Genomic DNA, 14,751 nt, shown 5'->3' with positions numbered 1-14,751 from the left:
ATAAAATTTGTAATTTGGTTTTAGCAAAAAAACAGTTATTTTAAATGAATAACCAGTAGTTATGTAAGCTGCTAAAAACACAAAATTACCTATGCAATCTTTTATTTCAGAAACATTAGACACCATTATAAAAAACACTACTTCTTATAATAATGTGTTAATTGTATTACCCTCGCAAAGAGCAACTGTTTTTGTTAAACAGGTTTTTAAAGAAAAAATTGATGCCGGTTTTTTGCCAGAAATTATAAATATAGAGCAATTTATCAATCGTGTTTCTGGGATTGAAAAAGCAGATAGTATTCAATTACTTTTCCATTTTTACACCGTATATAAAAAAATAGAAACTACACCGGTTTCTTTTGATGTATTTGCTTCTTGGGCGTTTACAGTATTGCAAGATTTTAATGAAATAGATCAACATTTAATAGATGCAAAAGATATTTTTAACTATTTAAGAGATATTCAAAGGTTAAAAAAATGGTCTGTAAAAGGGAATTTTACAGAAACAGAATTAATAAAAGATCATTACTCGTTTTTAGAAAAATTAACTGTTTATTATGCCGAATTTTATGCACTACTGTCAGAAAAGAAAATAGGCTACCAAGGGCTTATTTATAGAGAAGCTTGTAATGAAATTGAAAAGTATTTAGATAGAAACAACCATAGAGAAATTATTTTCATAGGATTTAACGCTCTTAACAAAGCCGAAGAGTTTTTGTTTCAAAAGGTGTTAGAAAAAGAAAAATCTTCTATTTATTGGGACATAGATTCCGCCTTTTTTAATGAAAAACATCAAGCAGGAAAATTTATTAGAAAATACAAAGAGAACTGGAAATACTATGAAAAAAATGAGCTAAAAACGATTGGTGATACTTTCTCTAAAGAAAAAAATATCGAAGTAATTGGAGCATCAAAAAACACAACACAAGTAAAATATGCAGGAGAAATACTAGAAAAAATTGTCGATTTTAAAAATACTGCACTAGTGTTAGCAGATGAAACATTATTGCCAATTACCTTAAATTCTTTGCCTAAAAATATAGAAGCTATTAATATTACAATGGGGTATCCGTTAAAAGATATTCCGACAACAAACTTAATTCTAGCCATCTTTCAGCTTTTTGTTTCTCAAAATAAATTACAAAAAACAGCCATAAATAAATTTTATTATAAAGACGTTTTACGGTTTTTAAAACACCAATCTATTCGCAAGTTTTTGCCAGAAATAAATAGTTTTTCTGATAGTATTGCCAAACAAAACAACACGTTTATTAGTCAAAATCAGATAGAAGAATTAGTAAAAACCTTGCCTAATAAAAATGCAAAAGTGATTGCTAATATATTTTCTCCTTATCAATCTGTAAAAGAATTTATTACTAGAATACTAGACTTAATAGACCTTTTAAAAGAAGAGGTTAGCGAGTTAGAGAAAGAATATTTATTTAGATATTACACAGCTTTTACCCAACTAAAATCTTTAGAAGAAACCTATCATTATTTTGCAGACTTAAAAACACTTACGCTGTTTTTTAAGCAATTAATCGGGTCTGAAAGTCTTTCTTTTCAGGGAGAACCTCTAAAAGGATTGCAATTAATGGGCATGTTAGAAACTCGGGTTTTAGATTTCGAAAATATAATTTTACTATCTACCAATGAAGGTGTTTTACCTGCTAATAGCCAACAAAACTCTTTCATCCCTTTTGATGTAAAAATTGAATTCGGCTTACCAACATTTAGAGAAAAGGATGCTATTTTTTCGTACCACTTTTTTAGACTACTTCAGCGTGCAAAAAATATTTTTATCATTTATAATACAGAGCATGATGTTTTTGGTAGTGGCGAAAAAAGTCGTTTTGTAACGCAGTTAGAAATGATGCAGAAAACAATTACACACAAAACAATAACACCAAAAGTAACGGCACAAAAAATAGCGCTAAAAGAAATTAAAAAAGAGGCTAGTGTCTTAGAAAAACTAAAAGAATTGGCTGCAAAAGGCATTTCTCCGTCTGCATTAACCAATTATCTATACAACCCAATCTCTTTTTACAAACAAAAAGTTTTAAAACTTAAAGAGTTCGATGATGTAGAAGAAACCGTAGCTTATAACACCCTTGGTACTGTTGTTCACGAAACTTTAGATGAATTATACACACCTTTTATCGGGAGCCTTATAACTACCGATACCATTATTGGCATGCAAAAAAATGCCAAAGAGATCGTAACCAAACATTTTAAAAAAGAATTTAAAAATGGTGATATTTCTACAGGTAGAAATCGCTTAATCTATGAAGTTGCCAACCGATTTGTTACTAATTTTTTAATTCAAGAAAAAGAATTGGTAAAAAACAACGAATTAAAAATAATTGCTACTGAAGAAAATTTAGCTGCTCAAATAACCATAGATGGCATAGATTTTCCTATTAAAATACATGGCCAAGTAGATCGTGTAGATCAATTAAACGGTGTTTTAAGAATAATAGATTACAAAACAGGCATGGTTAAAAGTGCCGAATTAAAAATTAAAGATTTTACCGAATTAAGGGCTAAAGAGCAACACAAAGCAATACAAGTTTTACTTTACGCTTACCTATACACAAAAAGTAAAAAACAGGATTTTAACCAACCAATAGAAGCCGGTATTTATTCTTTTAAAAACCTAAATAATAAATTTTTATCGGTTAGTTTTGGTGCTACCGCAAAAACATCAGAAACCATCATAACAGAAAATCATTTAGATGAATTTATGATACAAATTAAAGAGTATATTAAAGAAATATACGCTCTTAATAAAGACTTTTTAGAGCCAGCAGAATTAAAATACTAACTATTTACCTTTTAAGATTAACAAAGGTATTGAAGCATAAAATTCATGTTTTAAAATAGTATTCTTTTCCCATAATTTTTTAAAGAACCCTCTTTTACGTCTGAATACGCATAACATATCTGGGTTATTTAATTTAAAATGTTCTAATACTCCCTGAAAAGTAGTTGCATTTTCTGTGGTTGTAAATGTCGTTTGTAAGGCAGATAAACCACTGTCTAAAACCAAATCTTTTTCTGTAAAATCTGCAGTTTTTACTAACAAACCATTTACTTGAGAATTAAATGTAGACACCATAAACTTTAACGGACTTAAGGCTGTTTTACTCTTTACTACCCCAGATTTATAAGCTAATAAAATAGAATTAATAGAAGAAAAAACATAATTTTCTGGCACCGTTAAAATTGGCAAATTCGTCTTTTTTACAAGGCTACCAGCGGTACTACCTAAAAACACTTCCTCTTTCATAGAGTTGCTTTTAGCGCCAACAATAATCAAATCGATGCCAATTTCGGTATCAATAGCCTCAACACTTTCTACGACAGAGCCTTTCGATGAAATTAATTTTATATCTACATTTTTTCTTTGCACAGCACCAACCATCGTTCTTAAATATAAATTTGTTTCACGCTCAATAATAGCGGTAACATTTTTCATAACGCCGGCTTTAGAAGTTGCTTTAAATGCTCTAAAAACTAAAATATTTGCATTTATTTCGGCTGCAAAATCAATCGCATATTGCAAAGTTTGTTGCGCTGTCTCTGTAGATCCGATTGGTACTAAAATATTTTTCATAGTTGTAAAATTTAATATTGCTAAGTTACATATTTTTTTTGTGCGTTACCACAAGGGTCAGGCTTTCCGTTTCAAGTCCTCGTTCCTGCGTCACTGTGGGCTTTTTTCTACAATCCTTAACGCAAATCTTAGTACCTTTACAGACTAGTAATGACAAAAGAACTCCGTTTTAAAAACATTAATAAGTTAGCAATTCCGGCTTTAATAGCAGGTATTGCAGAACCCTTATTATCTATCACAGATACTGCAATAATAGGCAATATTTCTACAAATGCAACAGAAAGTTTAGCCGCAGTGGGTATTGTTGGTGCTTTTATATCGATGTTAATTTGGGTATTTGGGCAGGTAAGAAGTGCCATTTCTTCAATAATTTCTCAGTATGTTGGCGCTAATCAACTAGAAAAAGTAAAAACATTACCCGCACAAGCCATTGCTATTATTATTTTAGGCAGCTTATTTGTTGTGGGCATTTCTTATCCTTTTGCAAAAGAAATATTTGAATTTTATAATGCCTCAGACACTGTTTTAGAATACTGTATAGACTATTTTAAAATTCGCATTTTTGGATTTCCTTTTTCGTTATTTGTATTTGCAATTTTTGGGGTTTTTAGAGGTTTACAAAACACCTATTACCCAATGATAATTGCCTTAACGGGTGCGGTATTAAATATTATTCTTGATATTGTTTTTGTCTATGGTATCGAAAATTATTTGCCTGCAATGAATATTAAAGGGGCTGCTTATGCAAGTGTTATTGCACAAGTAATAATGGCGATAATGGCGCTTATACTCTTACTTAAAAAAACAACAATCTCTTTAAACATCAGTTTTAAAATCCACAAAGAAATTCCGAGATTACTAAACATGATTGGCAATCTATTTATAAGAACTCTTGCCTTAAATACCGCTTTGTATTTTGCTACGTCATACGCTACTGGCTATGGTAAAGAGTATATTGCAGCTTACACAATTGGTATTAATATTTGGCTACTTGGTGCTTTTATGATCGATGGCTACTCGAGTGTTGGTAATATTTTATCGGGTAAATTTTTAGGTGCAAAAGACTACAAATCACTCATAAAATTAAGTGCAATTTTATTTAAATACGGATTGGCTGTAGGAACAATAATGGCTTTAATAGGGTTTCTTTTTTATAATTCTATCGGGCTACTATTTACCAAAGACATTGCTGTTTTAAAACATTTTTACGCGGTCTTTTGGATTGTCTTAATAAGCCAACCCATTAGTGCAATTACCTTTATTTTTGATGGTATGTTTAAAGGTATGGGCGAAATGAAATACCTAAGAAACCTATTGTTATTAGCCACTTCTTTTGTTTTTTTACCAACGCTTTTTATTTTCGATTACTACAACTTTAAACTCACCGCTATCTGGATCGCTTTTACCGTTTGGATACTTGCCAGAGGCTTACCACTTGTAATTAAATTTCGAAACAAATTTTTACCCCTTGCAAAAGTATAATCAACAGAAAGAATTGGTTTAAAAATCTTATTTTTACTAAAATTATAAATTTTATGACTACAACAAGAGAACAAGGTAGTTTATATACACACATAGAAAACAACATTGCAACCATAGAATTTGGTCATCCGGCAAGTAATAGTTTTCCTAGTCAATTACTACAAAGACTAGAAAAAGAGCTTTTATTGGTTGGCAAAAACAACAACGTACATGTAATTGTTTTAAAATCTGAAGGTGAAAAAGCCTTCTGTGCTGGTGCTTCTTTTGATGAATTGGTTGCTATTGATAATTTAGTAGACGGAAAAGCCTTTTTTTTAGGGTTTGCAAACGTACTAAATGCCATGAGAACCTGTGGTAAATTAATTATAGGCAGCGTACAAGGCAAAGCAGTTGGCGGTGGTGTTGGTTTAATTGCTGGTTGCGATTATGCATTGGCTACAGAGCATGCCGCTGTTAAACTATCTGAGTTTACAATTGGTATTGGCCCTTTTGTAATAGAGCCAGCAGTTAGTAGAAAAATTAGTATTGCAGCAACATCAGAATTAACTTTAGACGCCACTAATTGGAAAAATGCCTACTGGGCAAAAGAAAAAGGGCTGTATGCAAAAGTATTTGAAACTCAAAAAGAGCTAGAAAAAGAAGTTGAATTACTATCAGAAAAACTAGCTTCTTACAATATTAATGCACTCACTGAAATGAAAAAAGCATTGTGGATTGGTACAGAAAACTGGGACACATTGTTGGCTGAAAGAGCAGAAGTTTCTGGCAACCTTGTACTGTCTGACTTTACAAAACAAGCCTTATCAAAATTTAAAAAATAATCCGCTAAATTCACTTTAAAATGAAAATTATTTCAACAAATATTGGCGAACGAAAAGAAATTTTGTGGAAAGGAAAAAAAGACACAACGGGCATCTTTAAATTTTCTGTTTCAGAACCTATCTTTTTAGATTCTGAAGGAGTTAGAGGAGACGCTATTTGCGATAAAAAACATCATGGTGGCATATTACAAGCTATTTACGGTTACTCTTTAAAACATTACGAATACTTTAAAAAAATGCACCCAAACACCAAATTTGAAATGGGAATGTTTGGAGAAAATTTAACAATTGATGATTTAGACGAAACTAAAATACACCAAGGAGACACTTTTAAAGTAGGAAATGCAATACTAGAAGCAACAGTGCAACGAAACCCTTGCTATAAGCTTGGTGTACGTTTTAATGATATTAAAATTGTAAAACAATTCTGGAACACCACCTTTTGTGGCATCTATTTTAAGGTGATAAAAACAGGTTTTGTAAAAACAGGTGATACCTTAGAGCAACTAAAAAGCTGTACAGAAAACCCTACCATTGCAGACTTATATATTACTGAAAGAAATGCTAAACAAGTATAAAAAAATCCTTTAGTTAAACTAAAGGATTTTTTTTGCTATTTATGCTGGTAAAAGCCACTTAAACTTAAAGTCTGTCGTTGGCACCACAATTCTTTCTGTTATTCGATACATTCTATCTGGCAACTTCATTAACCAATCTCTTGCTTTTTCTGCCTCAGGGCTAAGGTTTGTAATTTTATCAATTTCCCACATGGCATTTAGTTTCTTTACAATATCTACATAATCGAAACCTGTATATACACCTATTCTTTGTGCTACTGCAGAAAAATCCTCAAAAGCAGAGCCTTTAGCACCAAAAGATTCTCTTAAATGCAAGGCAGGCATTACAATTTTATATTTCATCATATGCTGAAAAGCCAGCATCATTTCACTAGGATCAATTTTAAAAATCTCTTTTACAAAATGAGCATATGCTTGGTGATGACGCATTTCATCTCCTGCAATAATTTTAGACATTTTAGCCAATGCTTTGTGCCCTTTTTTACGTGCAATTTTAGCTACATTGTTATGAGAGATATACGTAGCTAATTCTTGAAAACTAGTATATACAAAGTTCTTGTATGGATCTGTAGAGGTACCTATATCGAACCCATCGGCTATTAAATGTTGGGTAGATATTTCTACCTCACGCATATTTACTCTACCAGACAAGTACAAGTATTTGTTTAAAACATCGCCATGTCTGTTTTCTTCTGCGGTCCAGGTTCTTACCCATTTTGCCCAACTATTGTCTGGGTCTTGAGATACACCGTCTAAATCTAACAACCAAGATTCGTAGGTTGGTAAAGCCTCTTCGGTGATAGTATCGCCTACTAAAACCACCCAAAAATCGTCATGTAATTCTTTAGACAATTCTCTAATTTCTTCTACTTCTGTAATAAAAGAGTCTTTTTGCGAATTGGGTAAAAAATCTGTTGGCTGCCAAATTTTTTCTGTGGGTATTAAATAGGTATCCATAAAGTGTTGCATCCTTTTTTCTAGGGTTTGCATTACTTCTATTCTTATATTTTTTATTACTGACATAATTTTATAATATATGTTCTTTAATTACTGTTTCTGTTTTTTCTAACAATTCATCAAAAGGCAATGAGTCTATTTTTATTGGCTCGTGAACTGTAATTGTAATTGGGCTACCCAAACCTAATGGAAATTTACCGTATTTAAAAACTTTCCAAGAATTATTGATTGTTAATGGCACAATATATCCGTGTTTGTTATATTTTGTAATTACCTTTAAACCGTTGGTGGCAAATTTTTTAGGAGCACCATTTCTGCTTCTAGTACCTTCTGGAAAAATAATTGCCCCCCATTTTTTTTCTTTAATTCTTCTAGAAAAATCTACTAAAGCGGCAATGGCTTGTTTAGGATCTTTTCTGTTGATAAGCGCTGCACCACCATGTCTTAGGTTAAAAGATACACTTGGTATGCCTTTGCCCAATTCTATTTTAGAAACAAATTTAGGATAATACTTTCTAAAAAACCAAGCAATTGGCGGTATATCAAACGTAGATTGATGGTTAGACACAAATACAACAGAAGTATTTTCTGGTATTTGATGCTTATTAATTACACGAATTGTAATGCCTAATATTAGCATCGATTTTACCAAGAAAAAGTTTAAAAGACTCACTACTTTACCTTGTACTTCTTGTCCGAATAAATGCAATGTAACCCATTGTAATGGATGAAATAAGACTAAAAAGAAAAAGAATACAAATATAAATACTGGTGATAGTAGGTAACTTACTATTTTCATTGAATGTTGTTATAAAAATTACACTTACAAATGTTTGTTCTTAAAACCAGTTACTCCAAGGTATTCTAGAAAGAATTAATAGCAATGCTAAACCATAAAAAACAGCAAAAGTTTTAAACTTATCTGTATCTGTTGTTTTCTTTTTATGTTTAGACCAACCTATCGTTATTAATACAATAGCAAGTATCATTACTGTTGGATGTTCTACTGCTAAAAGCCTAGCCGTACTTTCTTTCATAACCGCACTTGCATCTGCTTTTAAAGCTTTATACCAAGGCGACATAAAATACCAAGCCAACCCAATTAACAATTGAATGTGAGAAACTATCAAGGTAAACAAACCAAGTCTTAAATCTTTGTCTGTAAATTTCTTTTTTTGAGCAAGACTAATTATAGCATTTGCAACGGTAAAAATTAAAATGACAAGTACTAAGTATGCCCAGTATGAGTGAATGTTTTTCATTTTTAAATTATTTTGTTTCTGTTGTAAAGTTAATCATTTTAAATAAAAAACCACCTCTAATGAGGTGGTTTTAGATATTTAGTAAAGTAAATACTACTTATTGCTTTACATATTCTGATCCTTCTTTAATAACTGCTAAAGACCAAATGCCTGCTGCACCATTATAGATGTTATAAGTAACAATATATTTTTGTCCTTCAGCATCGTTAGGGAAATTGTTTAGTAAAATTGTATTTATTTTTTCTAAACGTACAGACTCTTCTTGTTCTGCTTTACCATCTCTAACATCAAAGTTACCATAGTTACCGTTACCAACTAATGTATAATCTGCACTAGTTAATGTGTATTTAATAGTGTTATCTGGTACCCAAGTTGTTCCATCATGACCAAACTTAATAGTTTCGTTTATTACTGTTGGAATAGCATTCCAAACTGAACCATCATAAACATAGTTGACATTTTCAGTACTTAAAGAACCACTATATAAATCGAATTGTACCGCAACAAAATCGCTTTCTGCAGCAAATTGATATAATGTCTTTAAATAAATTCCAATTTTATAAATTGCTTCATCTTCATTACTGAAATTAGGATAGCTTTGCCCCATTAAGTTGTACTCAGCTTGCGTGAAAGTAATTGGTGCATCCCAAGTTCCAGTATAAGTAAATCTTGTAGTTTTAGAAATTACTGTAGCTTCAACTAAAACATAACCTGAACCATCAAATTCTAAAAGCATGTTTAAAGTAGTATTTGTACCATTATAAATAGCATAAGTTACAAAGTATTGATCTCCTGTTGCAGTAGATGGGAAGTTGTTTAATAAAATAGTTTCTATTTTAGTTCTTCTTGCTTCTACTGTTTCTTCGTCTTTACCTTCTCTTACATCAAAATTATTATATTGCCCATTACCAACAGATGCGAAATCTGCCTCAGTTAAGGTATAACCATTTATTAAAACATATTCGTTAGAAGCGTTTAATTGAACAAGCATATCTCTAGTAGATGCAGATCCATCATAAACCGCATATGTTACTAAATATTGTTGCCCTACAGCTGTATCAGGAAAATTATTAAGTAAAATAGTTTCAATTTTAGCTCTTCTAGACTCTATAGTTTCTTCGTCTCTTCCAGATCTAATATCAAAGTTATCATACTGTCCGTTACCAACTAAATCAAAATCAGTGTCTGTTAATGTATATTCAATTTGAGGAGCTAATGTGTTGTATGTTAAATCTACAACACTTCCATTAGGTTCAGAAGAAAATTTAGAGCCTAAAAAAGAATTAAAATCGCCACTTGTGTTTAAACTAGTTAAATTTAAAGCTGCATAATCATCATCAGTTAATGTATATGATTCAAAATTAATTGGACTATATAATTTAAAAGTAACCGTTGCTAAAGAACCTAATCCCCATGCTTGGTACTTACTAGATAAAAAACCTGGTATCATAGATTTAGCATCATCTAGATTACTAAAGTTTCCATAGCTTAAATCTAAAGATTCATAATCTTCATCTGTTAATGTATAAACAGCTTCTCCAGAAATTACGCTTTCTTTAGCGTCTAATTCTGCATAAATATCTTCCATTGGGTTACAAGATGTAAACAACAAAGAAAGAATTGCGAAAGAATAAAATATTTTTTTCATTTTTAAAATTTTTTAAAATTTAATTTTTAAGTCTAAACTAAAAGTTCTACCGAAACCAAACCAAACTAATGGGTCTGCGGCATCTAAAGCATCTGCTATGTATTCTGTGTCTAATAAGTTATTTACACGAACAGTAACAGTAGTATCAAAATCACCTAAGTTAAAACCATGACGTAAACTTGCGTCTACAGTACTATAATTAGGTACTTTATATGGATTCCCTTTTCTTACAGCTGGTGTAGATGGGTCGAAATCTGCTCTATCTAAAATGTTAATTTGAGAATATAGGTCTGCAAAATAGTTATAATCTACTGTAATTGAAGATCTGTCCCAGAATTTATATAGCATCCCTAAAGCTGCTGTTGTTTGTGCAGCATCAGATACTTTTAAACCATCTACTAATAAATCTAAGGTACCTCTTTGAACTTGATTTTCATCAAAAATAGCAACGTCTATTAAATCGTTATCATTTGTCCAATCTCCTAAAGATAACATCCCTGAAAAGTTTAATTTATCTGAAGCTTTATAAGTAAAGTCGAATTCAACACCTTGGTGTAAAGCATTTACACCTAATAAGTTTGCTGTAAAATCTTCTGAACCTGTAATCGTTGGGTCTGCATTAATTCTTCTAGAGAAACTTCTGTCATCCCACTGTGTTCTGTATAGGTTAATGTTAGCTGCAAATTTTTCGCCTCTAATGCCATATCCTAACTCCATACTAAAAATCTTTTCGTTTTCAGCGTCAGCATTAACAGTTGTATTGTTAAATCCTTGAAATACTGCATCAAAAATAGCTGGTCTTTCAAAGTAACCAATATTAGCAAATACATTTTGTACATCGTCTAATCTATAGTTAGCACCCCCTTTAATACTGTAACCGTTTAAGTTTACTTTATCTGTAGTTGCTAAATCTCTACCAGCTTCTGTACTTAAATCATACTGAAAGTAATCTACTCTTTGGTAAGAAGTTCTTTGTACTGAAGTAGAAATAAAAGCATCAAAATTTTCTGTCCCATATTCTACTTGACCAAAGAAACCTAACCAACCAACGTTACCGTCGTTGTGGTACCCCATTTTATCACCTACTTGTAATGCATTACTTGTTCTGTTAATGTTGTTACCAACACCTCTACTATTTACATCTAAGTAATAATCACCACCTAATAAATCTGTAACTTCTCTGTAATGTCTACCTACATAAGTTCTCCAGTCTACACCAGCAATTAAGTTTAAGTTATCTGATAATTCTGTTTTAAATGTAGATAAAACACCATACCATTCGTGGTCGTTTCTTGAAGCTCTTAAAATTGCTTCAGAACCTAAAGCTCCGTTTGCTCTGTTAATAGCAACAATATTATCTAAATCTACTGGCTGATCTGCACCACCAATTCTTTGGTTAAATAAGTCTGTGTTAGACCCTGCAGTACCACCACCACCACCTGAACCGTAAGAAGCGTATACAGCAGTTGATAAAGAAGTTACATCATTAATAGTCCAATAATGGTTTAAAGATGATTGTGATTTATGATAAAAGTTATCCTCTATATGAGTTACTTGTCCATTTTTGTAACCCCAATCTGGGTTAAAACGAATACCTGACTGTGCTTTTCTAATAGTTTCTACAGTACTTCTGTTTTGTCTTTGACCATGTCTTTGTGGTGCTCCAAAAGTTGTAAAAGATAATTTATGGTTATCGTTAAGTTCTTTTGTTAAATTAACAAAGTAGTTGTAACCATTAAACTGTGTTCCGTCTACATAACCTTCTCCAGATATTTTTGCAAAAGATACTGTTGCAGCCATTCCGTTATCCATTAAACCAGTAGATAATGTAAATCCGTATTTTTGAAAACCATCGTTACCAGTAGAAGCAATAATATTACCACCTTTTTGGATGTCTGAAGTTTTAGATAAAATATTAATGGTACCACCAATAGAAGGTACAGCAACTTTAGATGCTCCTAAACCTCTTTGAACTTGCATAGCAGAAGTTACATCAGATAAACCAGCCCAGTTAGACCAGTACACTCTTCCGTTTTCCATATCATTAACTGGTACTCCGTTAATCATAACCGCAACGTTTTCTGAGTTAAAACCACGCATATTGATACGTCCGTCTCCAAAACCACCACCAGACTTGGTAGCATATACACCAGGTGTAGATTTTAAGATTTCTGGAAATTCTTGTGATCCTAATTTTCTTTCAATGTCTGCTGCTTTAATTGTAGAAACAGCTACAGGTGTTTTTCTGTCAATTGCAAAAGAAGTTGCAGTTACTACAATCTCGTCTAAAGTTGCATCTTCGGTTAACTGAATAGCACCTAAAGTTGCTTTTGAAGAAGAAAAAGAAACTTCTTTCGATTTAAAACCGATAAAAGAAACTACAATTTTACCAGCATTGTCTGCTGACGTTAATGCAAATTTTCCATCAAAATCTGTTGATGTTCCGTTTGTTGTTCCTTTAACAACAACACTTGCTCCTGGTAATGGTTGGTTTGTTTCATCGACAACCGTACCTGTAATTTTAGTTTGTCCTAAAACTGTAGCCGATACAAAAAGTACTGCTACAAATAATAAGTTTTTAAAATTTTTCATTGTTTAAATTTAGTTTATGAATGTTTTGCAAAATTCCCTTTTTTGGTTGTTTCTAATGTTAACTTAATGTTAAGTTTTAACAAAATATTAAGTTTTTAGACCTCTTAAAATTAATAATAAACTACTGAAATAGAGTATTTTAAATAAAAAAAAGCCTGTTAAAAAAAACAGGCTTTTGTAAAAAAATAGTTATTGTATGTTTACGATGTTACTGCCTCTATTAATTTTTCAATAATTTATTTGCCAATTCTTTTCCTAATTCTACCCCAAATTGGTCATAACTATAAATATTCCATAAAATTCCTTGTGCAAAAATTTTATGCTCATAAAGTGCTATCAACTTCCCTAAAGAACGGGGTGTTAATTTATCGAAAAGCAAGGCATTGCTTGGTCTGTTTCCTTCAAAAACTTTAAATGGTAAAAGAGTTTCTATTTTAGCTTCATCACCAGAAAATTTCAACTCTAAATGCACCTCTTCTTTTGTTTTACCAAAAGCCAAAGCATCCATTTGAGCAGAATAGTTGGCCATTAATTTTTTATGATGGTCTGTTAAACCGTATAAAGATTCTTTGTAGCCAATAAAATCTGCAGGTATCAATTTTGTACCTTGGTGTACTAATTGCATAAAAGCATGCTGCATGTTTGTACCTGTACTACCCCAAACAATTGTACCTGTTTGATAGTCTACTTTATTACCATTTCTATCCACACTTTTTCCGTTACTTTCCATAATTGCTTGCTGCAAATAATCTGGTAACTTTGATAGATACTGCGTAAATGGTAAAACAGCTTCTGTTTCTGCGCCGTAAAAATTATTATACCAAACGCTAATTAATGCTAAAATTACGGGTATGTTGTTCTCAAAATCTTCATTCTTAAAATGCAAATCCATTTCCTCTGCACCATCTAATAACGCTCTATAATTGTCATATCCGATAGATAAACTTATAGACAAACCTACTGCAGACCATAAAGAAAAACGACCCCCAACCCAGTTCCACATTGTAAACACATTGTTTTTATCGATCCCAAAATCTACCACAGCTTTTAAGTTGGTAGAAACTGCAACAAAGTGTTTTGGAATATCGAAAATAGTAGCCGATTTTAAAAACCAATTCTTAATGGTTTCTGCATTTGTAATGGTTTCTTGAGTGGTAAATGTTTTAGAAACAATGACAAATAAAGTTGTCTCTGGATTTAAATTTTTAATAACTTCAGACACATGATCTCCATCTATATTAGATACAAAATGAGTGTTTAAATGATTTTTATAGTATTTTAAAGCTGTTACCACCATATCTGGCCCAAGATCAGAACCACCAATACCAATATTAACAACATCGGTAATTGTTTTGCCAGTGTATCCCTTCCATTTTCCAGAAATCACTTTGTTAGAAAAACTTTTCATTTTTCTAAGTGATGTTTGTACTTGAGGTTTTACATTTTTACCATTTACCAAAACTGGTTCTTCAGAAGTACTTCTTAAAGCAGTATGTAACACCTCTCTACCTTCTGTAGCATTAATAACGGCACCAGAAAACTGCTTATGAATAGCATCTTTTAAATCTATTTCATTCGCCAAGTCTAATAACAAACCTAGTGTTTCTTTAGAAATTCTATTTTTAGAAAAATCTACAAATAAATCTTCAAACTGAATCGAAAAATCTTCTTTTCGATTGGCTTCTTTGTCTAGGTTTTTAATATTTAAATCCTTAGCCTCATTAAAATGTTTTGTTAATGCTCCCCAAGCATTTGTTGTTGTCGGATTTATATTTTTTAATGCCATTTGATTACT

Annotated in this window: 11 protein-coding genes; 4 read left to right on the top strand and 7 right to left on the bottom strand. The window is 31.6% G+C overall.

Annotation, left to right across the window (positions count from 1 at the left end):
* The first annotated feature begins 91 nt into the window (after positions 1–91).
* The gene (locus Q0678_RS05240; protein ID WP_299054896.1) at positions 92–2,824 is read left to right on the top strand and encodes a PD-(D/E)XK nuclease family protein; all 2,733 of its coding nucleotides are present in this window, start codon (positions 92–94) and stop codon (positions 2,822–2,824) included.
* Here the strand turns inward: Q0678_RS05240 and Q0678_RS05235 are convergent, their stop codons facing one another.
* Positions 2,825–3,616 carry a universal stress protein gene (locus Q0678_RS05235; RefSeq protein WP_299054894.1) on the bottom strand — a complete coding sequence of 264 codons (792 nt, stop codon included), beginning with the start codon at positions 3,614–3,616 and terminating at the stop codon, positions 2,825–2,827. It abuts the gene before it with no gap.
* A 150-nt stretch (positions 3,617–3,766) separates the two neighbouring features.
* On the opposite strand from Q0678_RS05235, the gene Q0678_RS05230 reads away from it, so the two are divergent.
* From Q0678_RS05230 to Q0678_RS05220, 3 genes are read left to right on the top strand one after another with little or no spacing between them, the layout of a single operon-like run.
* Positions 3,767–5,098: an MATE family efflux transporter gene (locus tag Q0678_RS05230; RefSeq protein ID WP_299054891.1), complete on the top strand. Its 1,332-nt coding sequence runs from the start codon at positions 3,767–3,769 to the stop codon at positions 5,096–5,098.
* A 53-nt stretch (positions 5,099–5,151) separates the two neighbouring features.
* Entirely contained in the window at positions 5,152–5,919 is a 768-nt protein-coding gene (locus Q0678_RS05225) for an enoyl-CoA hydratase/isomerase family protein (protein ID WP_299054888.1), read from the top strand.
* A gap of 20 nt (positions 5,920–5,939) precedes the next feature.
* A complete protein-coding gene (locus tag Q0678_RS05220; RefSeq protein WP_299054885.1) occupies positions 5,940–6,497 on the top strand; it encodes an MOSC domain-containing protein in 558 nt (185 codons plus the stop codon).
* Positions 6,498–6,536: 39 nt separating this feature from the next.
* On the opposite strand, the gene Q0678_RS05215 is transcribed toward Q0678_RS05220, so the two are convergent.
* The 6 genes from Q0678_RS05215 to pgi all read right to left on the bottom strand — a co-directional run bounded on the left by Q0678_RS05215 (position 6,537) and on the right by pgi (position 14,742).
* Positions 6,537–7,520 carry an acyl-ACP desaturase gene (locus tag Q0678_RS05215; protein WP_299054882.1) on the bottom strand — a complete coding sequence of 328 codons (984 nt, stop codon included), beginning with the start codon at positions 7,518–7,520 and terminating at the stop codon, positions 6,537–6,539.
* Between the two features lie 4 nt (positions 7,521–7,524).
* Positions 7,525–8,253, bottom strand: coding sequence for a 1-acyl-sn-glycerol-3-phosphate acyltransferase (locus tag Q0678_RS05210; RefSeq protein ID WP_299054879.1), 729 nt, complete (start codon positions 8,251–8,253; stop codon positions 7,525–7,527).
* A 40-nt stretch (positions 8,254–8,293) separates the two neighbouring features.
* Positions 8,294–8,716: a hypothetical protein gene (locus Q0678_RS05205; RefSeq protein WP_299054876.1), complete on the bottom strand. Its 423-nt coding sequence runs from the start codon at positions 8,714–8,716 to the stop codon at positions 8,294–8,296.
* Between the two features lie 97 nt (positions 8,717–8,813).
* Positions 8,814–10,364 (bottom strand): hypothetical protein, encoded by a 1,551-nt coding sequence (locus Q0678_RS05200; protein ID WP_299054873.1) that lies wholly within the window; start codon positions 10,362–10,364, stop codon positions 8,814–8,816.
* Between the two features lie 12 nt (positions 10,365–10,376).
* Entirely contained in the window at positions 10,377–12,956 is a 2,580-nt protein-coding gene (locus Q0678_RS05195; protein ID WP_299054871.1) for a carboxypeptidase-like regulatory domain-containing protein, read from the bottom strand.
* Between the two features lie 220 nt (positions 12,957–13,176).
* A complete protein-coding gene (gene pgi / locus Q0678_RS05190) occupies positions 13,177–14,742 on the bottom strand; it encodes a glucose-6-phosphate isomerase (protein ID WP_299054869.1) in 1,566 nt (521 codons plus the stop codon).
* Positions 14,743–14,751: the final 9 nt, after the last annotated feature.

This window comes from uncultured Polaribacter sp. (assembly GCF_947497125.1).
Lineage (GTDB): Bacteria > Bacteroidota > Bacteroidia > Flavobacteriales > Flavobacteriaceae > Polaribacter.
Note: the sequence above shows the minus strand (reverse complement) of the source record. Positions and strands in the feature narration are given on the sequence as shown.